Genomic DNA, 20,778 nt, shown 5'->3' with positions numbered 1-20,778 from the left:
GGTGGCGATCGACAACAGCAGCGCGAGCAACAGCAAGGGCAAGCCCTCCCCGGCCGCGGGCACGCGGCGGGCCCGCAGGGTCCGGATGACGGGTGCGGAGCGCCGGGAGCAGCTGCTGGACATCGGTCGCACTCTCTTTGCCGAGCGGGGCTACGAGGGCACGTCGGTGGAGGAGATCGCGGCGAAGGCCGGGGTGTCCAAGCCGGTGGTCTACGAGCACTTCGGCGGCAAGGAGGGCCTGTACGCGGTCGTCGTGGACCGCGAGATGCGGCAGCTGCTGGACATGGTGACCGGTGCGCTGACCGCGGGCCACCCCCGCGAACTCCTCGAACAGGCGGCGTTCGCGCTGCTCGACTACATCGAGACCTTCACCGACGGTTTCCGCATCCTGGTCCGCGATTCCCCCGTGGCCCAGTCGACGGGCACCTTCGCCTCCCTCATCAGCGATATCGCCACCCAGGTCGAGGACATCCTGGGCCTGGAATTCAAGGCCCGCGGCTTCGACCCGAAACTGGCCCCGCTCTATGCGCAGGCCCTGGTGGGCATGGTCGCGCTGACCGGCCAGTGGTGGGTGGACACCCGCAAGCCGAAGAAGGCCGAGGTGGCGGCCCATCTGGTGAATCTGGCCTGGCACGGACTGGGCAATCTGGAGGCCAGGCCGCGGTTGATAGGGCATCGCAAGAACTGAGGGTCGGTCGCGGGAGTGGCGGCGCCTCAACAGCGGTACCTCAACAGCAGTGCCTCAACAGCGGTACCTCAACGGCGGTGTCTCCCTGGCGACCCACTTGATGATCGCCGTCTGACAGACTGATCGGCCGTCGTCATGTACCGCGCCGCCACCGGCCCGCTGAATGTGAACCTCATCTATGCGCAGGCCGCGCTGTACGGCACGTAGCGCCGGGGCCGGGCGCCGCTCTCCTTTTCGTGGAGCGGCGCCATGCAACCATCATGCGGACGTCCGAAGCATGTGGTGATATTTCCGGCATACCTCATGCCGACTTCCTCATTCCTTTGATGCACTTTCGCCATCTCACCTCGCTTCGCATTGCTCCCCCCTTTACCTCTGCGTTTCCGCTCCATCGGGCGATCACGGTACGGTGAGCGGATGCGCCGATCCGGGATCGCCGCATCCAGGAAATAGCCGAGCGGCGGGGGAATCGCACCGTGGCGACAGACTTCACCATCGATGTCGAGCGTGTGCAGGGGATGCTCGACAAGCTCTCGAATGCCGACGATCGCATGCGGGACGCCCAGCATCGCCTGAACAAAGTGGGCCCGAAAGCCCTGGGCACCGAAGGCCTCGACGACGCCTGTGACGAATTCCAGGGTCAATGGGGTGACGGGATCAAGCGGATCGCGGATGCCGCCAAGGACATTCACGAGAAACTGAAGACGACGCTGGATGCCTATAAGGCAGGCGAAGAGGAAAACGCCAAGATGCTCGGCAAGAAGTAACCGACCGGCCCGAGAAGCGATCGGCAACAGGGGGATACGCGTGTCCTGGCGCAGCATGTTCATCGACGACGATTCGGCCTGGCCCGGCGTCGGGTTCAATCCGGCCAAGGGCGATCTGCACGCCATCCAGGCACTCTCCTCGGATGTGAAGTCCGTGGGCGACGAGCTGGACGAGCTGGATCATCTGCTCAAGGCGGTCGGCAAGAGCGATGGCGCCTGGGAGGGCGAGGCCGCACAGAACTTCGCGAAGAAGCTCGGCGAACTTCCCGAATACCTCAAGCAGGGCAGCGAGTCGATGCACGACTGCGCCAAGGCGCTGCGCGGCTGGCACGGCCATTTGCAGGGATTCCAGGACAAGGCCGGAAAGGTCGAGGCGGAGGCCGCGACGGCCCGCAAGCAGGCGGAGTCCGACCTCGACCACTACAACGACGTGTTCGAGAAGTACAAACCGTACTTCGGCCGGCCGATGCAGCCGGCGGACGCCCAGCGGATGGACGACGATCTGGACGCGGCCAAGGACAAGGCCGACCACTCCAAGGACAAGCTCGAGGACCTCATCCGCGAGGCCGAGCGGATCCATGCCCAGTGGAAAGACCGGGCCGGCGAGGCCGAACGCGCGATCTTGAAGGCTTCGGAGAACCACCCGCCGGACATCCACTGGTGGAACCGTGCGGTGGATGGCCTGAAGAGTGCATGGCGGGGGTTCAAGGACTGGCTGGTGGAGCACGCGGACCTGCTGTCGACGATCTCGGCGGGCCTGGCGGCCGCGGCGCTGGCGTGCGAACTCATCCCGGTCGTGGGAACGGTGGCCGGCGGGGTGCTCGCCGGCGCTTCTGCCGTGTGCGCCGCCGGCGCGATGGCAGGGCACTGGATGGGGAACGCCCGGGGCAACGGAACGCCCGGCTGGAAGATCGGGCTCGATGCTCTCGGGGTTATTCCTGGGGTGGGCGGCGTCGCAAAAACCGCGATAGCGGGGATCAAGGCTGCGCGTGGGGCAGAAGTCGCGGCCGAAGGGGTGCGGCTCAGCGAAAAAGTCGCCGAAGGCGTGCGGTCTCCCCTTTCGCAGAAAGGGATCAATTGGATGTTGAACAAGAAGTTCAATTTCCCGGAGGGCAAGGTCCCGCACAAGATCGAGGCTGGAATTCAGCTGCCCATCAAGGCGGGCTCCTTCATTCATGGCGCCACAAAAGAGGTGTCCAATCATTTCGACGGCCATGACGACTAGTCATGGCCCGCGCACCTCGTGATCTGCCGACCACCTGAATGGCTAAGGAGCCAGAATCTTGCTGAACAGCGCCGGAGACGGGGCGACAGTCGCATCTGCAGCCCGGCGGCCGTCCAAGTTGAACATCGGCTGGATCATGCCACCGTTCGTCCACGAGATCCCCGTGGCGGCCGCGGATGATGAGGCCGCGGCGGAGCAGTTGTATGCGCTGGTCACCGAGATCCTCCCGGAGCACCCCGCGGAATTCCAGTACCGCTTTGCCCTGGGGCTCTCGGCGCAGCTGGAACCGATGGCGGAGGCAGACGTCATCTACGCCGGTCTCTGCCTGCTCGACGTAGAGGGACGGCCGAGCCTTTCGACCATCGTCGTCAGCCAGGTGCGGCACGACAGCGAGGACGACCCGGAGCTGCTGCGTACCACGCGGGAGGCTCTTGAACGGAAGTTTCCGGACGACGACTGTCAAGCCGTGGAGTTGACGTGTGGCCCCGCCCTCATTCGTGAGGGCGGGGCCGCGTTCGTCATCGATGCGGACTGGTCGGCGTCAGGCCACGAATCGGCCGTTCAGCAGTCGCATATCCAGTCGTACATCCCGCTGCCCGGCACCAGCGAAATGTTGATTTTCGAGCTCAGCTCCCCGGCGGGTGCGGACTGGGGACTGCATGCCGAACTCTTCCATGAAGTCCTCAATACCATCGACTGGGGCACGGACCAGGAGATTGCGGACTACCGTGCCATGCGGCAGGCCGCGCCCGTCACCCTGGAAGCGGATGAAGCAGTCAAAAAGGAGCTTTATTGGCATTCCAGTAGGCTGCTCGACTCCATGGCCATACGAGGACGCATGAGCGGTGGGGAGAAAGTCAGCCCCATCACCTGTCAGGGTTGCCGGGAAAGGGGGTTGCGGACCCCTTGTTACGCCACACATAACTGGCATATGAATGCTCTCGCCTCAGTCGATCTTTCCGGCGTGTTGTCCCGGGTGGCTAATTTCTCCGCCGCCATCGGATGGGAATCGGAGCTCCCCGAATCGGGTAATTCCGTGCATAGCTGGGAAGTACGCGAAGGGGGCGTACGGACAGGCTTTTCGTTCACCCTTACCATATCCGAGGACGCGAGCCGGATTACTGCCGAAGTAGCGTCTCCTTGTACCCGTTCCATCCATACCTCCACGAGCGAATCCGCTTTCGGATGAATCCGAGGGGAACAAATGAAACGCTATGACATTGCAGATCGCGTGCGCGCGGTATTGCCCAGCGAAGAGCGTGCGGCGGAAGTTTTCAGCGTCGTTCATGTGAACCACAACGAAGACGGAGGCGGTGACGCGCCGAAGGCCGTACGGCCAAGAGTGCTGGTCGGGCACCGCATGCCGGGGGACGGTTGGGCACGGGCCTTTTCCTTCATTCCCTTCGTTCTCAAGGTTGCGATCAACGATCTCCCGAGTCCCGGGACGGGTAGCGACGACCCTACGCACCGAGTGACCTCACAGAAACGGAACAGCCGCTTCTTCGGCACCTGGGACAGCCTCGCAGGGAAATTGATGGCAGCCTCGCAGCCGCTCTGCACGGGCGGCGTGGTGACAGCGATTGCGGTCACTGAACGGAATGTGCGGTTTATTTACTGGCAAAATCGCCGCTGGGGAGTAAAAATCGGCGATGCCCATGAAATGGGACCCTGTTTCCGCCGTGACAGCATCGCCTGGACCCGTCTCCGTCGCCAGCGTGGCGGCGACGTGCAAATCGGCTTCGCCGACGGCTCATGGGGAACACTTCTGATCCCCGCGGCCGCCGCCTTCCTGGCAGCTTTTCCCGGGAGCTTGACCCCTGACGAACCTATTCCGTAACCATTCCTCGAGGGCCCTGCCCAGGCGAAAGCGTTCCGGTCGGCTTCACCGCCTCCAGGAATTCCAGCCGGTTCCCGGCGAGTGTCATGAATCAGGTGTGATCTCCCCCGGAAGGAGTCCCCTGATGAGTACGACGACTGGTCACCTCGGGCCATGCGGCAGAGTGCCCCGACCGCGGTCGAGCCGGAGGACGGAGTGAAGCAGGCGCTGTATTGGCACTCCAGCCGGTTGATGGATGCCGTAGCGCTGCACGGCAGCATGGGCGGCGGGCAGGTCACCTCCGTGACGTGTGCCCAGTGCTGGGCCAAAGGCCTGCGGTCCGCCTGCTCGGCACGGCACGGCTGGCACATCGGCAGCGTGACGACCGGCGATCTCTCGCGCGCGCTGCCGCGGGCAGTCGCATCGTTCGCGTCGCGAGGATGGCAGACGGAGACGGAAAGCACCGGCGAACGCATCCGCGTATGGGCCGGGGACGATGTGCCTGCGCAATCGGCAGGTTATGCGTTCACCGCTTCTGCGGACACCGAAGCCGGCAGGTTCACCGCAGAGGTGACCGCGCCGTGCACTCGTGCCTCCGCCCCGGCTGATTCCCTGTTCGGATAAGAGGAGCTGAGAACATTGCGGGCCGATCTGGAGCAGAAAATCGCCGCGGTACTGCCCGCGGGCCAGGTCTACCTGGACGGGTTCACCACGTCACGCTCGACGTCCAGCAGCGCGGACCGCTGCGATACGCCGGACAAACGACGGCCCGTGGTGCTGACCCATGCCCGGTCCGGCTCAGGAGATTTCCTGGGAAAGCTCGGGGGTTTCTTCTTCCGGACCCTGACCGCCGATGTCCCGTCGCCCAGTGGGGCCGATGCGGCGCTCGATCCCGTCAAGAGGGCGAAGAGCCAGAAGAGGAAGAAGGCGTTCTTCGGCGGCTGGGACAGCATGGCCGGCCAGTGGCTGGCAGCCGCTCAGCCGCGGACCAAGGCAGGCGTCATCGTCGCGGTCGCCGTCACCGACAGCCATTTCCAGTTCGTGTACGCGCAGTACAACCGCTGGAACGGGAAACTGGACGAGGCGATCGAACTGGGTGCTTCCTTCCGCCGGGAGACCCTTTCCTGGAGCCGACTCACACACACCAACCCCGACGAGGTGCAACTCGGTTTCACCGACGGCTCGTGGGGGACGCTGATGGGCCCCGATGCGGACGCACGCGCGAAATTCTTCCCGCACACCCTCGGCGAGCGCGACCCCACCCCGTAGCTCTGCCGTTGGGGGCCGGGACGGCCGCTCAGTGGCACCATCGCCCAGCTGAGGGAAGAGGACCGTTCCTCCCCCGGAAAGGAAGCGCCACTCCATGCAGCCCGACCTGATGACAAGCGTCGCCTCGGCGTTGCCCGTGAATGAGCGGCTCGTGGGGGCCTTCGAGGTCGGCCGGGCCATGTCCGACCGCCGGGAGGACGATGCCGATGTGCCGCCCGGCCGGCAGCCGAAGGTGCTGGTCGGGCACGGTAGGCCGGGAGACGGGCGGCGCGGCTTTTTCTCCTTTCTTTTTGACACCGCGACGCTCACCGACCCGAAACCCGGGCCGGTCAAGGCCACCGGCGACCCCGCGGCCCGGGTGAAGCGGCAGAAGAAGAACGGGCGTTTCTTCGGCACCTGGGACAGCCTGGCGGGGCAGTGGCTGGCGGCCGGTCAGCCGCATGCGGAGACCGGGGTCATCATTTTTGTCGCGCTCACCGAATGCAGTCTGCGATTCGTCTACGTGCAGAACGTCCGCCGGTCACAGACCGGCCGCGCGGTCGAGTCGGGGGCCTGCTTTTCCCGTACCGCGCTGGCCTGGACGCGTCACCGCGCCGGCGGGCGAAAGGAGTTCCAGTTCGGCTTCGCCGACGGTTCCTGGGGGACTTTGCTGGTCCCCCAGGACAAGGAATTCCTGGCGCTGTTCCCCGGAACACTCACCCACAAGAATCCCATTCCGTAACCGTCCCCACCGCCTCCAGGAATTCCAGCCGGTTCCCGGCCGGGTCTGCGGAGTAGAAGCGGCGGTGGCCCGGCAGGCGGTCGTCCCAGGTGACGGTGGCGCCCCCGGCGGTCAGGCGGGTGGCGAAGGCGTCGATGTCGTGGACGCGGATGCCGGGGTGGGCCTTGGCCGACGGGTGGTGGTCCGGGTCGATGCCCAGGTGGAGCCGGGCCGTACCGGCCTCGAACCAGCATCCCCCGCTCAAGGCTTCGCTTGAGCGGGAGGTATCCCCATCGCGGGCCGCGAGTGCCGGCGGCTTCGGGACCTCCGTCATGCCGAGGAGGTCCGCGTAGTAGGTGCGCAGGGCGTCTTCAGTGCCGGGGGGCGCGGCGAGCTGGATGTGATCGAGGCCGGTGATCACGGCGTAGTCACCTCGGACGAGTTCGGAGGAGTTCGGAGGGGATCGGAGGGGATCGCAGGAGTTCGGAGGGACCGGAAGGGGCCGGAAGGGATGCGTCGGAGCGCGGCGGGGAGCCGGGTGCGGGGCGTCAGCCGGCCATCGGTTTCCGGGCGACGGCGAAGATGCGGCGGAAGGGGAAGACGGTGCCGTGGGGGCCGGCGGGGTAGGCCTTGCGGAGGACGTCGCGGTATTCGGCGAGGAAGGCCTCACGGGCGGGCGGGTCGTTTTCCAAGGCGGTCAGGACGGGGCGCAGGGCGGTGCCCTTGACCCAGTCGAGGACGGGGTCGTCGCCCTCCAGGAGCTGGACGTAGGTGGTTTCCCATACGTCCACGGCGCAGCCGAGGTCGGCGAGGCGTTCGAGGTAGTCCACCGGCTGGAGGATATGGACGAAGCGGCGGCCGTGAGTGGTGAACCGTTCGCGCCATTGGGGGGCGTCGCACAGTTCGCCGAGGAGGGCGTGGCTGGGTGAGGTGAAGTTGCCGGGGACCTGGAAGGCGAAGGTGCCGCCGGGGGTGAGGGCCTCGGTCCAACGGGCGAAGGAGTCCGGGTGGTTGGGGACCCACTGCAGTGCCGCGTTGGAGACGATCAGGTCGTAGCTCTCCTCGGGCGCCCAGTCGGTGGCGTCGGCGAGGCCGAAGTCGAGGTGGCCGCCGCCGGGGGTGGGGCCGGCGTGGGCCTCGGCCTCCTTGAGCATCTCCGGGGAGTTGTCGTATCCGGTGATGTGCGCATCGGGCCAGCGGGCGGCGAGCTGGGCGGTGACGTTTCCGGGACCGCAGCCGAGGTCGGCGATGCGGGCGGGGCGCCCCTGCCGGGGGAGTTCGGGTATCCGGGCGAGGAGGTCGTGGAAGGGGCGGGTACGGTGCCCGGAGTGGCGGAGGTATTGCTGCGGATCCCAGGTTGGTGCGTCATGCATGATCGAAACCCCTTTGCCGTTGCAGGGCTGACTCAAGGCTGGCACGGTCTGATTCGGGCCGTCTCGGCTGGAAACCGAGCCCTCGCCGACGATGCCCCATAGTCCAGCCAAATATATCTCGACGTCAAGAGACTTCATGTCGACAGACCCTTTACACTGATCGTCATGGAGGACGAGGTCGATCGACTGGTCGCAGCATGGCGCCGCGAGCGCCCGGACCTCGACGTGGAACCGCTTGAGGTCCTCAGCCGCGTCTCCAGACTGGCCAGGCACCTCGACCGGGCCCGGCGTATCGCCTTTTCCGAGGTGGGCCTGGAGCCCTGGGAATTCGATGTGCTCACCGCGCTGCGGCGCGCCGGGGCGCCCTACCAGCTCTCCCCCGGGGCGCTGCTGACGCAGACCCTGGTCACCTCGGGGACGATGACCAACCGCATCGACCGGCTCGCCAAGAAGGACCTCGTCGAGCGGCTGCCCGATCCCAGCGACCGGCGCGGAGTGCTGGTCAGACTGACCGCCGAGGGCCGCGACAAGGCCGACCAGTCGCTGGCCGGGCTGCTGATCCAGGAGCGCGCCATCCTGGCCGAGCTCTCCCGCCAGCAGCGCGGCGAACTGGCGGGGCTGCTGCGGCGGCTGACCGGTCCGTTCGACAACATTCCCGGCTAAGGCTGTCCCGTAATCCCTGATCCCTGACTTCTAATCCCTGATCCCTGATCCCTGACCCCTGATCCCTGATCCCGGCGGGTCGTTCGGATCAGGGGGCACCTTCCCAACGGGCGTCCGCGGCCTCCACGGCCCCCGCTGCCCCCGCTGCCCCCGCGGGCGACGGATGCGGAAAACCGCGTGCCGGGGAAACACCGTGCGCCGCATTTGACGGCGTGCAAGCAGAGCGCGCGCCCTCTGAATCGACGCGCGCCCCTCTCCTCCCCCGTCCCCTTGCCCGCCGCTCGTCTCGTGGGCTTGGATCGCGCCATGAGCCCGCAGCGCACATCGCACCCGGCGAACGGCCCGCACGGCCCGTACGGCCCGTACGGCAAGCGGTTCGAGGGCCGTACGGTCCTGGTGACCGGGGCGGCCGCCGGGATCGGGGCGGCGACCGCCGACCGGCTCGCGGCCGAGGGCGCCGGCGTCCTCCTGCTGGACATCGACGACGCGCGCGGCGAACACACCGCGCGGCGCATCCGGGCGGCCGGCGGCCATGCCTCGTACGAGCACTGCGATGTGACGGGCGAGGACGACTGGCGGCGGGCCGTCGAGTCGGCGCGGCGGCGCTACGGCCCGGTGGACGGGCTGGTCAGCAACGCCTTCCTGCCGTATGCGGCAGCCGCCGACCGCACCCCGCTCACGGACTGGGACCGGCAGCTCGCGGTCAATCTGACCGGCTCGTTCCTCGGCGTACGCGCCGCGCTGGAGGATCTGCGGGCGCGCGACGGCGCGGTGGTGCTGACCTCGTCGGTGCATGCGCTGATCGGGCTGCCGGGGCAGCCCGCGTACGCCGCGGCCAAGGCCGGGCTGACCGGTCTGGGGCGTCAACTGGCCGTCGAATACGGGCCGGAGGTACGGGTCAACAGCGTGCTGCCGGGTCCCGTGCTGACGGCCGCCTGGGACGGTATCGGCGAGGAGGAGCGGCAGGCCGGCGCCGCGGAGACGGCGGCCCGGCGGCTGGGGCGGCCCGAGGAGGTCGCCGCCGTCATCGCCTTTCTGCTGTCGGCCGAGGCGTCCTTCGTGACGGGCGCGAGCCTCGTCGTCGACGGCGGGTGGAGCGTGTACAAGAACTCTTCGTGAACCGGGCGGGCGGGGCCGCGGGCCCGCCCCGAGCTTCGACGCAGGGGGTCCGATGGGCATCCGATTCGGCGGCGACTACAACCCCGAGCAGTGGCCCGAGGAGGTGTGGGCCGAGGATCTGAAGCTGATGAAGGCGGCCCATGTCACCATGGTCACGGCCGGGATCTTCTCCTGGGCCAAGGTCGAACCCCGCTCCGGGGCCTGGGACTTCGGCTGGTTCGACCGCGTCATGGACGGGCTGGCGGGCGCCGGGATCGCCGTCTGCCTGGCGACCATGACCGCCTCACCGCCACCGTGGCTGTCGCGCGCGCACCCCGAGATCCTGCCCGAGGACGCCGACGGCCGGCGCCGCTGGCCCGGCGCCCGGCAGCACTACTGCCCCTCCAGCCCCGTCTACCGCGCCCATGCCGTACGCCTCGTCCAACAGCTCGCCACCCGCTACGCCGGCCACCCGGCGCTCACCATGTGGCACGTCGGCAACGAATACGGCTGCCACACCCGCCAGTGCTTCTGCGAGGTGTCGGCCGAGGACTTCCGGCGCTGGCTGCGCGAACGGTACGGGAACGTCGACGCGCTCAACGCCGCCTGGTCGACGGCCTTCTGGTCACAGACGTACGGCGACTTCGACGAGGTGCTGCCGCCCCGCACCGCGCCCACCTTCCCCAACCCCGCACAGCAGCTGGACTATCTGCGCTTCGGCGACGAGGCCCTGCGCGCCTGCTATCTGGCCGAGAAGGAGGTGCTGGAGCGCCACACCCCCCGCATTCCGGTCACCACCAATCTGATGCCGCAGCACAAACCGGTCGACGCCTTCGCCTGGGCACCGCACATGGACACGATGGCGCTGGACTTCTACCAGGACCCCTATGCGCCCGACGACCACATCAGGGCCGGCTATGTCTTCGACCTGATGCGCTCGGCGCGCTCCGGACAGCCCTGGATGCTGCTGGAGCAGGCCCCCGGCGCGGTCAACTGGCGGCCCCGCAACGGCCCCAAGCCGCCCGGCGCGATGCGGCTGTGGAGCTGGCAGGCGGTCGCCCAGGGCGCGGACGCGGTGCTGTACTTCCAGTGGCGGCAGTCACTGGGCGGCGCGGAGAAGTTCCACTCGGCGATGCTGCCGCACGGCGGGACCGATACCCGCATCTTCCGCGAAGTGTCCGAGCTGGGACGGGAGTTGGCCGCGCTGCCGGGCATCGAGGGGACCCGGTCGTGGGCCGAAGTGGCGCTGCTGGCGGACTGGCACAGCTGGTGGGCGCTGGAGCTGGACTCCAAGCCGTCGACCGCGCTGGACCACTCCCGGATCGCGCTGGATCATTACCGGCCGCTGTTCGAGGCGGGCGTGGCCTGCGACGTGGTCCCGCCGCAGCGCGAACTGTCCGGCTACCGGCTGGTGGTGGTGCCCAATCTGTATTTGCTGACCGCGGACGACGCCGAGCGGCTGACCGCCTATGTGCGCGAGGGCGGTCAGCTGCTGGTGTCGTTCTTCTCCGGAATCGTCGATGCGCACGACCGGGTGCACCCCGGCGGCTGTCCGGCGCCGCTGCGGGAGCTGCTGGGGCTGCGGGTGGAGGAGTTCTGGCCGCTGGACGAGGGCCGGACGGTGACGGTCGGCGGCGACTGGCCGGGGCGGGCGGATCTGTGGTCGGAGGCCATCGGCCTCGAAGGGGCCGAGGCGCTCGCCCGCTTCACGGACGGGGACCTCGCCGGCCGGCCCGCGGTCACCCGGCACGCCTACGGGCGGGGCACGGTCTGGTACGTCGGCACCCGGCTCGACGCGGCGCCGATGCGGGCCCTGCTGGACGACGTCCGGGCGGCGGCCGGGGTGGCGCCCGTCCTGCCGGGGCTGCCGCAGGGCGTGCAGGCCACGGTCCGCGAGGGTGCCGGTGGGCGGTATGTCTTCCTGCTCAACCATGGGGCGGAGGCCGTCGAGGTCACGCTGCCGGCACCGATGCGGGAGGCGCTCGCGGCGGTGGACGGGACGGGCGGGGCCGGGGCCGGGGCCGTCGACCGGGTCGTGCTGAGGGCCCGGGGCGTGGCCGTTCTGACGGAACCCGGCGGGTAGGGCCTTCGCGCCCCGCGGCCACCCGGCCCTCAGCCCTTCTGCCCTTCAGCCCTTCACGGCACCGGCATCGAGGCCACCGCGCCCACCGCGGCCGCCGCTTCCAGTTCGACCGGGCCGACCCCCGCCCGGCGGGCCAGCGCGACCGCCGCGAGGGTGGAGTGCACCCCGAGCTTGCCGAGCACATTCTGCATATGCGTACGGACCGTGTGCGGGGAGAGGAACAGCCGCTCGGCGACCGCCTTGCGGCCCAGGCCCGCCACCATGCAGCGCAGCACCTCGCGTTCGCGCGGGGTCAGCGACTCCACCAGCCGCTCGCTCTCGGAGCGGTGTTTGCGGGCCGCCGTCAGCTCCCGCAGCACACCGGTCAGCAGGGCGGGCGGCAGATGCGTCTCGTCGCGGAGCACGCCGCGGATCACGGCGAGCAGCCGGGAGAGCGAGCAGTCCTTGGCGACCCAGCCGGAGGCGCCGGCCTGCAGCGCGGCGGCCGCGCGGCGCGGGTCGTCGCGATCGGCGAGGACGACGGTGCGCAGATACGGATGGCTGGTGCGCAGGCCGGAGACCAGCGCGATGCCGTCCCGCGGCACGGCGCGCGGCACGATGTCGCGGGCCGCTCCCTGCGCGGGCACCGCGAGCAGCGGCGCGGCGAGGTCGGCGTCGGCGAGCAGCACGTCGAACCGGCGGCCGTCGGTGACCGCCCGGTCCAGATTGCGCAGCGCCGCGGGAGCGCTGCCCGCGGCCGCGACGTCCACGTCCTGTTCCGCGGCGAGCGCGGCCGCCAGGGATTCGGCGAAGATGCGGTGGTCGTCGACCACCAGAACCCGGATGCGTTGCACAGAGACCCCCTGTCCCGGTGAACGGACCATAGCGGGCACGACGCCCGGATTGAAGATCGCCTCAGCCGCACGGCCGCCGCCGTGCCGGCATGACTACCCCACCCCGGGCGCCGTACCCGAACGGTCTCGCCCCCTGATCGGCACCGGCCCCCACCGGTGCAGGGTCCCAGGGTACGGACGGGTTGCGGCAAGGGAAGGTGATTGGCGAAACTGCTCCCCCGCCCGTGCCATTCGGTGCCCGCCCGGTGGCCGCGCGCCGCCCGGCGCGCCCTACTCGACGCGATGTGCTCCCGCGCTCGGGACGGCCTCGAAGATCCGCGGGGTGGCATGGCCGGCCGCCGCGAAAGCCTCGGTGACCGCCGCGCCGACGGCCGTGGCGCCGGCCTCCTCGACGAGCACGATCGCCGAGCCGCCGAAACCGCCGCCGGTCATCCGCGCCCCGAGGGCGCCTGCCGCGTTGGCGGTGTCGACGGCGAGGTCGAGTTCCCGGCAGGAGATCTTGAAGTCGTCGCGGAGTGAGGCGTGGCCGGCCGTCAGCAGCGGGCCGATGGCGCGGGTGCGGCCCGCGTCGAGGCGGGCGATGACCTCTTCGACGCGCTGGTTCTCGGTGACGATGTGCCGTACGAGGGCCTGGACGACGGGTTCGCCGGCCAGTTCGTCCAGTGCCTGCGGCAGGTGCGCGTACGGCACCTCGCGCAGGGCCCGCACACCGAGCGCCCGCGCGCCGCGCTCGCAGCCGGCGCGCCGCTCCGCGTATGCGCCGTCCCCCAGCTCGTGCTTCACCCGGGTGTCCATCACGAGGAGCCGCAGGCCCTCCCCCGCCAGGTCGAACGGGATCTGGCGCCGGGTGAGGTCGCGGGTGTCGAGGAACAGGGCATTTCCCTCGGTGCAGCAGGCCGCGGCGGTCTGGTCCATGATCCCGCAGGGCACGCCGACGAAGGCGTTCTCGGCCCGCTGGGCGAGCTGGGCCAGTCGCTGCGGCTCCTGCCCGAGCGCATAGAGGTCGTTCAGGGCGAGCGCGGTGACGATCTCCAGGGCGGCGGAGGAGGAGAGTCCGGCGCCGGTGGGCACCGTGCTGTCGTAGTGCAGATCCGCGCCGCCGACGGGCAGGCCGGCCTCCCGCATCGCCCAGACGACACCGGCCGGGTAGGCGGCCCAGCCGCCGCTGTGCTGCGCTTCGCCCCGGCTCGTCTCCAGCGCCTCGGACGCCGCGCCGGTGGCCGGCCGCAGCGCGTCGATGCGCAGTTCGACGATGCCGCCGTCGGCACCGCCGGAGTGCAGCCGCAGCACACCGTCGGTGCGGGCCGAGGCGGCGGCGAGGGTGGTGTGCGGGAGGGCGAGCGGCATCACGAAGCCGTCGTTGTAATCGGTGTGTTCACCGATCAGGTTGACCCGGCCGGGCGCCGCCCAGGTGCCCGTGGGGGCGGCGCCGTACACCGCGGTGAATTCCTCCGCGGTGTGCCGGGCGCCGTGCGGGCGCTCGGTGGCCGGGGCGGCGGCTCCGTGAACGGTCATCAGGTCCCCTTCGTCAGGTGTTGCGGTGTTCCCGGTCGAGGTGCTGCGCGAACTGCCAGGCGTCGGTGACGATGCCGGCGAGGTCGGTGCGGCTGGGCCGCCAGCCGAGGCGGTCGATGGCGGTCCGGGCGGAGGCCACCAGCACGGCGGGGTCGCCGCCACGGCGCGGTGCGGTGATCTCGGGGATGGGGTGCCCGGTGACCTTGCGCACGGTCTCGATGACCTCGCGGACGGAGAAGCCGTTGCCGTTGCCGAGGTTGCAGATCAGGTGCTCGCCCGCGGTCGCCGCGTCGAGGGCGAGGAGGTGGGCCTCGGCGAGGTCGGCGACGTGGATGTAGTCGCGTACGCAGGTGCCGTCGGGGGTGGGGTAGTCCTCGCCGAAGACGGAGATCGCCTCGCGCTTGCCCCGGGCGACCTGGAGGACGAGCGGGATGAGGTGCGACTCGGGGTCGTGGCGCTCGCCGCAGCTGCCGTAGGCGCCGGCGACGTTGAAGTAGCGCAGCGAGACGGCGGCCAGGCCGTGGGCGGCGGCCGCACCGCTGATCATGTGGTCGACGGCGAGCTTGCTCGCGCCGTAGGGGCTGGTGGGGGCGGTCTCGGCGGACTCGGTGATCGGGGTGGCGCGCGGCTCGCCGTAGGTGGCGGCGGTGGAGGAGAAGACGAGGGTGCGGACACCGGCGTCGTGCATGGCGGCGAGCAGGTCCATGGTGCCGCCGACGTTGTTGCGCCAGTACTTCTCGGGGTTCACGACGGACTCGCCGACCTGGGAGAAGGCCGCGAAGTGCAGCACCGCGTCGTAGGAGGGGTCGAGCCACTTCGCGGCGTCCTGGATGCGGCCCTCGATGAAGCGGGCGCCTGCGGGGATGCCCTCGCGGTGGCCGGTGGACAGGTCGTCGAGCACGGTCACCTCGTGACCGGCCTGCAGCAGATGGGCCGCAACGACGCTGCCGACATATCCCGCACCGCCCGTGACCAGGTACTTCTTGCTCACTCGCTCGCTACCTCTCGCAGTCGCTCGGCCGCGGCCTCCGGCGGCACATCATTGATGAACACGTTCATGCCGGATTCGGAACCCGCGAGGAACTTCAGCTTGCCGGAAGTGCGGCGAATGGTGAAAAGCTCGAGGTGCAGTGCGAAATCCCCGCGCTGTCCGGCGCGCAGCGGCGCCTGGTGCCAGGCGGCGATGTACGGCGTACGGGCCGCGCCGGCCGGACGGGGCTCCTCACTCACCCCGCTCCCTTCCTTCCCGCCGTCCCGCACCCCTTCCTTCCCGTCACCCGGCCCATCGAAGATCCGGTCGAAGCGCCGCAGGACTTCCAGGTAGATCTGTGGGAATTCGGTGCGGGCGGCCTCGTCGAGGGCGGGCAGGTCGGGGACCCGGCGCTTGGGGTAGAGGTGCACCTCGTAGGGCCAGTGGGCGGCGTACGGGACGAAGGCCACCCAGTGCTCGCCTTCGAGGACGACACGGCGGCCGTCGGCCAGCTCGTCGGCGACCACGTCGTCGAAGAGGTTGCCGCCGGTGGCCTCACGGTGGGCGGCGAGCGAGGCGAGCATGCGCGCGGTGCGCGGGGTGATGAAGGGGTACGCGTAGATCTGCCCGTGCGGGTGGCCGAGGGTGACGCCGATCTCGGCGCCGCGGTTCTCGAAGCAGAAGACCTGCTCCACGCCGGGGAGTTGGGACAGCTCGGCGGTGCGGTCCGTCCAGGCTTCCAGGACCAGGGCGGCCTGTTCTTCGGTGAGGTCGGCGAAGGAGGCGTCGTGGTCGGAGGTGAAGCAGACGACCTCGCAGCGGCCGCTGCCGCCGGCGAGGGAGGGGAAGCGGTTCTCGAAGACGGCGACGTCGTAGTCGGCGGCGGGGATCTCGGAGACCCGGCCGTGGCGGGAGGGGCACAGCGGGCACTCGTCGGCCGGGGGGTGATAGGTGCGGGCCTGACGGTGCGAGGCGATGGCGACGTTGTCGCCGAGGAGCCGGTCGTGGCGGATCTCGGAGGCGGTGGCCACGGGGTCGAGGGGGCGGCGGTCGACCGCATCGCGTACGACGTCGTCACGCACGTCGTAGTAGATGAGCTCCCGGCCGTCCGCCAGCCGGGTCGACGTCTTCTTCACGGGAGCTCCTCACCCTGCGACCAAACACAAACAAACACAATGAAGCACAACTAAACAGTTGCGTCAACGCCGAGAACTCCATGGGGATCTTGAGAAATCTCGGGCGGACATATCCGACATCCACCCCACACCGATCACGAAAGCGCAACTGAACCAAACAAAAGTATTCAGTTTCGCGATGACCGCGCGTACGTTTTTGTGCGTTCCGATCGCACAAAGATGTGTCCTCCGGGGGCCGCGCCCCCGGACCCGCGAAATGAGTCCCCCATGATCACCTTGGCCGAAGGGCTACGGCTCCCCACCAACGGGCTCGACTACACGATCCTGGCCATCTACTTCGTCGTCGTCCTCGGCATCGGATTCGCAGCCAAACGCAGCGTGAAGACGAGCCTGGACTTCTTCCTCTCCGGGCGGTCCCTGCCTGCCTGGGTCACCGGCCTCGCCTTCGTCGCCGCCAACCTCGGCGCCACCGAGATCCTCGGTATGGCCGCCAACGGTGCGCAGTACGGGGCCTACACCGTGCACTGGTACTGGATAGGCGCCATCCCGGCGATGGTCTTCCTGGGCCTGGTGATGATGCCGTTCTACTACGGCTCCAAGGTCCGCTCGGTGCCGGAGTTCCTGCTGCACCGCTTCGGCCCCTCCTCCCACTTCCTCTCCTCGGTCATCTTCGCCGTCTCCTCGGTGCTGATCGCGGGCGTGAACCTGTACGCCATGGCGATCGTGCTGCAGGCGCTGCTCGGCTGGCCGCAGTGGGTCGCGATCGTCGTCGCCGGCGTCTTCGTCCTCGCGTACATCACCATCGGCGGCCTGTCCTCGGCGATCTACAACGAGGTGCTGCAGTTCTTCGTCATCCTTGCCGCGCTGATCCCGCTGACCATCGTCGGCCTCAAGCGCGTCGGCGGCTGGCACGGGCTGACCGACTCACTGAGCTCCTCGCACGGGGACGCGTTCCTGACCGCCTGGAAGGGCACCGGAATCGGCGAGGCCAACCCACTGGGCGCGAACTGGCTCACCATCGTCCTCGGTCTCGGCTTCGTGATGAGCTTCGGCTACTGGACCACCAACTTCGCCGAGGTGCAGCGCGCACTGTCCGCGAAGAACCTCTCCGCCGCCAGGCGCACCCCGCTGATCGCCGCCTTCCCCAAGATCTTCATCCCGCTGGTGGTGGTCGTCCCCGGCCTGATCGCGCTGGTCATGGAGCCGACGCTGGGCAAGTCCAAGGACGGACTGCAGTACAACGACGCGATCCCGGTGCTGATGCGGGACCTGCTGCCCAACGGTGTCCTGGGCATCGCGGTGACCGGTCTGCTCGCCGCCTTCATGGCCGGTATGGCGGCCAACGTCTCGTCGTTCAACACGGTCTTCACCAACGACATCTGGGCGGTGTACCTGAAGAAGGGCCGCGAGGACCGCTACTACCTCAAGACCGGACGGGTGGTCACCGCCGTCGGCGTGCTGATCGGCATGGGCACCGCCTTCATCGCCTCGTCCTTCAGCAACATCATGAACTACCTGCAGACGCTGTTCTCCTTCTTCAACGTCCCGCTGTTCGTCGTCTTCATCATCGGGATGTTCTGGAAGCGGACCAGCGCCGCGGCCGGGTTCTGGGGTCTGCTGTCCGGCACCGTCGCCGCGATGGTCAACTACTTCTGGCTCTACAAGCAGGGCATCATCGCGATCCCCTCCGAGCAGGGCGCCAACTTCGTCTCCTCGATCGTGGCGTTCGTCGTCGGCGCGCTGGTGATGGTGCTCGTCACCCTGGTCACCAAGCCCAAGTCGGCCGAGTCGCTGGCGGGTCTGGTCTACGGCTCCAGGTCCCCCGGCATGACGGAACTCCCGGCCGAGGGTGACGATGCCTGGTACCGCAAGCCGGCCCTGCTGGGCTGGGGCGCACTCGTCCTCGCCGCCGTCTGCTACATCCCCTTCTCCTTCTGAGCCCGCCGAGGAACGCACCATGAGCGACTACCAGCACGAAGTCGAGCAACTGGAACGCGAGTCCGCGACCGCCGCGCGACTCTTCGACGTACGGCGCATCATCGGCGGCCTGTTCGTCGTCTACGGCGTGATCGTCACCATCGCCGGTCTGACGGCCTCGGACGCGGATCTCAAGAAGGCCCAGGACATCAACATCAACCTGTGGACGGGCCTGGGCATGCTCGCCCTCGGGCTCTTCTTCCTCGTCTGGCTGAAGCTGCGGCCGACCGTCCCGCCGACGGCCGAGGAGCTGCAGGCCGGGTTGGCGGACGAGCCCGCCGAGGGCTGAGCGGAGCGCGATTACTGCGGCGGCGGGGCCGGTTCGTCCGGGTCCGCCGCCCCGCCGCGCGCGCCGCCGCCCGCCGCCCGGTCCAGCAGCCCGGTGCGCGCCGCCAGGGCCGCGGCCTCCAGCCGCGACCCCACCTCCAGCTTCATCAGCACCCGCTGCACATGCGTACGCGCCGTGCTCGGCGCGATGTCCATCCCCGCCGCGATCAGCCGGGTGTCCTCACCGTCCGCGACCCGCATCAAGACTTCGACCTCGCGCGGGGTGAGCAGTTCCAGCAGCCGCGCGCCCTCGTCGTCCGGCTGCGCCGCGGGGTGCAGCAGCTCCTCGAAGGCCTGCTGCAACAGCTGCGGCGAGACCGCCGACTCCCCCGCCCGCGCCTTCATCATGGCGCGCTCCACGCCCTCGATGCGCTCGTCGTTACGGACGTACCCGGAGGCCCCGGCCGCGAACGCGGCGGCGATACCGCGCGGACTGGGCACCGGGCCCAGCACCACCACCGCGACCTGCGGCCGCTCCTTCTTGATCCGTACGACCGGGTCGAAGGCGCCCGGCCGGGCGGGCGCTGCGGTGCCCAGCAGACACACCTCGGGCGCCCGGCTCACCACCAGCTCGGCGGCCCCCGCACTCGGCGCGGCCGCCGCCAGGACGCGGTGCCCGCGCAGCTTCAGCGCCGAGGCCAGCGCCTCCGCGAGCAGACGATGATCGTCGACCACCATGAGCCGCACGCCCATCGAGCAACCCCCTCCACCCCGGCGGGCCCCGGCGCGACCCCTGCCGGGCCGCTCGTCCCCGGGAAGCTACACGCTCGGCTGCGATAGCGCGCCCTCTACCGGGAAGAAGCCCCCGGAATGCTGGAATCCCGGCCAATCTGGGCCGGTTGACGCCGTTACGGAGCGCGGACGGGGGCCGCCGGGCCGGCTCATCGAGTGGGGCGGGGAACACCGGGCCGACTCGTCGTCGAGGGGGACGGGGACCACCGGGCCTACTCATCGAGGGGGAAGCGGCCCGGGGTCCAAGGCGGGTACGCCAGGCGTTTTCCGGCGTCGGCGGGATATTCGCGAACCGGGCCCTGCCGGTGGGTGGCGCGCCGGCTCAACCGCACACCACGCACGCCCTCCGCCATGCCGCTCTCCGCTCTCCGCTCTCCGCACTGCGCACTCCCTGCAGTCTTGTTGAAGTCAGACTTGTTGAAGCCAAAAAGAACCAGCTGCCGGTTTTTCACCGAAGCGCCTTTGCGGGCACTGTCAGTGCCGTATGCGAAAGTAGGTTCGGGCAGTTGAGGTGACATCGGGGGAGGGAGCGATCCGCCATGCCATTGGCTGACGAAGTGGCAGCAGCTCATGAGGGCGACCTGGATCCGGCTGCCTTGGTGGGCGAGTTCCGCCGGACGTCGGTATGGGTGCCGGTTGTCAATGAATCGCTCATGTCAGCCGAGTTGACCGGAATCCGTTGGTTGTACGCCTTCTCCGACGAACAGGAACTGGCCCGCTTCGCCGTCTCCCGGGGCGCCGGCCCCGAGGTCGAACTGTCCTACATCCGCGCGGTCGGTGCGCGTCTCCTGGATGTCGTCCTCCCCGCCATCGAGGGACCGGCGGGCGTGGTACTGGACGCGGGCAGCGCGCAAGCGATGGTGTTCCCGCCGGTCAGCGGCATCGTCCCGGACTCCGTGGCGGTCGGCCTCACCGAGCCGGGCCACACCGAAAGCGGACCCGGTGCGACCACGGCCGGGGGTGCGGCATGACGTCCGCAGAGGGGTACGAGCTCGACCCGGATGCCCTGAAGCAGGTCACCAAGGGCATCCACGACGCGATCGCGGAACTGAAGGAACTGGGCTTCGACACCAGCGCCCAACTCGGCCAGGGATTCGACAAGCTGGCGCTCTCCGGCTTGGAGAGCGGACACGCCGAGGTGAGTTCCACATTCGATTCGTTCTGTGAACGCTGGGGCTGGGGCGTTCGCCTGCTCATCCATGAGGCCAACGAATTCGCGCGCCGCCTTGATTTGACGGCCGGGCTTTATCACGAGCAGGAGCAGTACGTTTCGACGACGCTGAAGGTCGGGGCCAATGCCTTGCTGATGGGGAACCCGACGATGACGGAGGAACAGCTGAAGCACCGGACGTGGAAGCAAGTCCGCGAGGACAACGCGGTCACCCAGTTCGACGACGCGGACTGGGACCCCACCTCGGCCGAGTCCCGCAAGGCGCTTCAGGAAGTCGGGCAAGCGGCGGACCAGACGGGCAAGGACTTCTCGACGTCCAAGTGGGCGGGCGACGCGGACCACAACTGGGCCTTGCGGCCGCTGAAAATCGCCCGTGACAGCCGGCCGCAGGCCAACGACCACGACGGATCCTGAGCCCCCGTTGCGCCACCACTA

At 69.1% G+C, this 20,778-nt stretch carries 22 protein-coding genes; 15 read left to right on the top strand and 7 right to left on the bottom strand.

All coding sequences use genetic code 11. The features are described 5' to 3' along the window. The first annotated feature begins 1 nt into the window (after position 1). The 8 genes from ACWGJY_RS01250 (at position 2) to ACWGJY_RS01215 (ending at position 6,486) form a co-directional block, all read left to right on the top strand. Positions 2 to 688 carry a TetR/AcrR family transcriptional regulator gene (locus tag ACWGJY_RS01250; protein WP_336054067.1) on the top strand — a complete coding sequence of 229 codons (687 nt, stop codon included), beginning with the start codon at positions 2 to 4 and terminating at the stop codon, positions 686 to 688. Between the two features lie 476 nt (positions 689 to 1,164). Continuing rightward, on the top strand, positions 1,165 to 1,455 hold the full coding sequence (locus ACWGJY_RS01245; RefSeq protein ID WP_453258718.1) for a WXG100 family type VII secretion target: 291 nt from the start codon (positions 1,165 to 1,167) through the stop codon (positions 1,453 to 1,455). A gap of 55 nt (positions 1,456 to 1,510) precedes the next feature. Then, complete coding sequence (locus ACWGJY_RS01240) at positions 1,511 to 2,680, top strand: putative T7SS-secreted protein (protein ID WP_453258717.1); 1,170 nt, start codon at positions 1,511 to 1,513, stop codon at positions 2,678 to 2,680. A gap of 58 nt (positions 2,681 to 2,738) precedes the next feature. After that, entirely contained in the window at positions 2,739 to 3,869 is a 1,131-nt protein-coding gene (locus ACWGJY_RS01235) for a hypothetical protein (RefSeq protein WP_453258716.1), read from the top strand. Positions 3,870 to 3,884: 15 nt separating this feature from the next. Beyond that, positions 3,885 to 4,517 (top strand): hypothetical protein, encoded by a 633-nt coding sequence (locus ACWGJY_RS01230; protein WP_453258715.1) that lies wholly within the window; start codon positions 3,885 to 3,887, stop codon positions 4,515 to 4,517. A gap of 195 nt (positions 4,518 to 4,712) precedes the next feature. Continuing rightward, positions 4,713 to 5,120 carry a hypothetical protein gene (locus ACWGJY_RS01225; RefSeq protein ID WP_453258714.1) on the top strand — a complete coding sequence of 136 codons (408 nt, stop codon included), beginning with the start codon at positions 4,713 to 4,715 and terminating at the stop codon, positions 5,118 to 5,120. Positions 5,121 to 5,135: 15 nt separating this feature from the next. Beyond that, a complete protein-coding gene (locus ACWGJY_RS01220; protein ID WP_453258713.1) occupies positions 5,136 to 5,765 on the top strand; it encodes a hypothetical protein in 630 nt (209 codons plus the stop codon). A 94-nt stretch (positions 5,766 to 5,859) separates the two neighbouring features. Beyond that, positions 5,860 to 6,486 carry a hypothetical protein gene (locus ACWGJY_RS01215; protein ID WP_453258712.1) on the top strand — a complete coding sequence of 209 codons (627 nt, stop codon included), beginning with the start codon at positions 5,860 to 5,862 and terminating at the stop codon, positions 6,484 to 6,486. Here ACWGJY_RS01215 and ACWGJY_RS01210 read toward each other — a convergent pair. Together ACWGJY_RS01210 and ACWGJY_RS01205 are read right to left on the bottom strand one after the other, a co-directional pair. Beyond that, the gene (locus ACWGJY_RS01210) at positions 6,461 to 6,886 is read right to left on the bottom strand and encodes a VOC family protein (protein WP_453258711.1); all 426 of its coding nucleotides are present in this window, start codon (positions 6,884 to 6,886) and stop codon (positions 6,461 to 6,463) included. The two genes, ACWGJY_RS01215 and ACWGJY_RS01210, sit on opposite strands and share 26 nt — an antisense overlap. 127 nt (positions 6,887 to 7,013) lie before the next feature. Then, on the bottom strand, positions 7,014 to 7,838 hold the full coding sequence (locus ACWGJY_RS01205; protein ID WP_453258710.1) for a trans-aconitate 2-methyltransferase: 825 nt from the start codon (positions 7,836 to 7,838) through the stop codon (positions 7,014 to 7,016). A gap of 165 nt (positions 7,839 to 8,003) precedes the next feature. Here ACWGJY_RS01205 and ACWGJY_RS01200 point away from each other — a divergent pair, with 165 nt between their 5' ends. From ACWGJY_RS01200 to ACWGJY_RS01190, 3 genes are all read left to right on the top strand, one after another. Next, positions 8,004 to 8,501: a MarR family winged helix-turn-helix transcriptional regulator gene (locus ACWGJY_RS01200; protein WP_030082551.1), complete on the top strand. Its 498-nt coding sequence runs from the start codon at positions 8,004 to 8,006 to the stop codon at positions 8,499 to 8,501. Positions 8,502 to 8,807: 306 nt separating this feature from the next. Further along, complete coding sequence (locus ACWGJY_RS01195; RefSeq protein WP_453258709.1) at positions 8,808 to 9,620, top strand: SDR family NAD(P)-dependent oxidoreductase; 813 nt, start codon at positions 8,808 to 8,810, stop codon at positions 9,618 to 9,620. Between the two features lie 52 nt (positions 9,621 to 9,672). Further along, on the top strand, positions 9,673 to 11,682 hold the full coding sequence (locus tag ACWGJY_RS01190; protein WP_453258708.1) for a beta-galactosidase: 2,010 nt from the start codon (positions 9,673 to 9,675) through the stop codon (positions 11,680 to 11,682). A 53-nt stretch (positions 11,683 to 11,735) separates the two neighbouring features. Here the strand turns inward: ACWGJY_RS01190 and ACWGJY_RS01185 are convergent, their stop codons facing one another. The 4 genes from ACWGJY_RS01185 to galT all read right to left on the bottom strand — a co-directional run bounded on the left by ACWGJY_RS01185 (position 11,736) and on the right by galT (position 16,136). Next, positions 11,736 to 12,515, bottom strand: a complete 780-nt coding sequence (locus tag ACWGJY_RS01185) for a LuxR C-terminal-related transcriptional regulator (RefSeq protein ID WP_453258707.1) — start codon at positions 12,513 to 12,515, stop codon at positions 11,736 to 11,738. 270 nt (positions 12,516 to 12,785) lie between these two features. Beyond that, the gene (galK, locus tag ACWGJY_RS01180; protein ID WP_453258706.1) at positions 12,786 to 14,030 is read right to left on the bottom strand and encodes a galactokinase; all 1,245 of its coding nucleotides are present in this window, start codon (positions 14,028 to 14,030) and stop codon (positions 12,786 to 12,788) included. A 13-nt stretch (positions 14,031 to 14,043) separates the two neighbouring features. Continuing rightward, positions 14,044 to 15,021 carry a UDP-glucose 4-epimerase GalE gene (gene galE / locus ACWGJY_RS01175; protein ID WP_453258705.1) on the bottom strand — a complete coding sequence of 326 codons (978 nt, stop codon included), beginning with the start codon at positions 15,019 to 15,021 and terminating at the stop codon, positions 14,044 to 14,046. Further along, positions 15,018 to 16,136, bottom strand: coding sequence for a galactose-1-phosphate uridylyltransferase (galT, locus tag ACWGJY_RS01170; protein WP_453258704.1), 1,119 nt, complete (start codon positions 16,134 to 16,136; stop codon positions 15,018 to 15,020). Before galT ends, galE begins: the two co-directional genes overlap by 4 nt. A gap of 267 nt (positions 16,137 to 16,403) precedes the next feature. Here galT and ACWGJY_RS01165 point away from each other — a divergent pair, with 267 nt between their 5' ends. Continuing rightward, positions 16,404 to 18,074: a sodium:solute symporter family protein gene (locus tag ACWGJY_RS01165; protein ID WP_453258703.1), complete on the top strand. Its 1,671-nt coding sequence runs from the start codon at positions 16,404 to 16,406 to the stop codon at positions 18,072 to 18,074. Positions 18,075 to 18,093: 19 nt separating this feature from the next. Next, positions 18,094 to 18,402 (top strand): hypothetical protein, encoded by a 309-nt coding sequence (locus tag ACWGJY_RS01160; RefSeq protein WP_453258702.1) that lies wholly within the window; start codon positions 18,094 to 18,096, stop codon positions 18,400 to 18,402. A gap of 11 nt (positions 18,403 to 18,413) precedes the next feature. On the opposite strand, the gene ACWGJY_RS01155 is transcribed toward ACWGJY_RS01160, so the two are convergent. Further along, positions 18,414 to 19,133, bottom strand: coding sequence for a response regulator transcription factor (locus ACWGJY_RS01155; protein ID WP_453258701.1), 720 nt, complete (start codon positions 19,131 to 19,133; stop codon positions 18,414 to 18,416). 578 nt (positions 19,134 to 19,711) lie between these two features. On the opposite strand from ACWGJY_RS01155, the gene ACWGJY_RS01150 reads away from it, so the two are divergent. Both ACWGJY_RS01150 and ACWGJY_RS01145 read left to right on the top strand, forming a co-directional pair. After that, on the top strand, positions 19,712 to 20,143 hold the full coding sequence (locus ACWGJY_RS01150) for an SseB family protein (RefSeq protein WP_453258700.1): 432 nt from the start codon (positions 19,712 to 19,714) through the stop codon (positions 20,141 to 20,143). Next, positions 20,140 to 20,757, top strand: a complete 618-nt coding sequence (locus tag ACWGJY_RS01145) for a hypothetical protein (RefSeq protein WP_453258699.1) — start codon at positions 20,140 to 20,142, stop codon at positions 20,755 to 20,757. The genes ACWGJY_RS01150 and ACWGJY_RS01145 overlap by 4 nt, the downstream gene beginning before the upstream one ends. Positions 20,758 to 20,778: the final 21 nt, after the last annotated feature.

Source organism: Streptomyces sp. NPDC054765 (assembly GCF_053612065.1).
The sequence above is the reverse complement of the archived record's forward strand: the minus strand, read 5'-3'. Positions and strand labels throughout refer to the sequence as shown.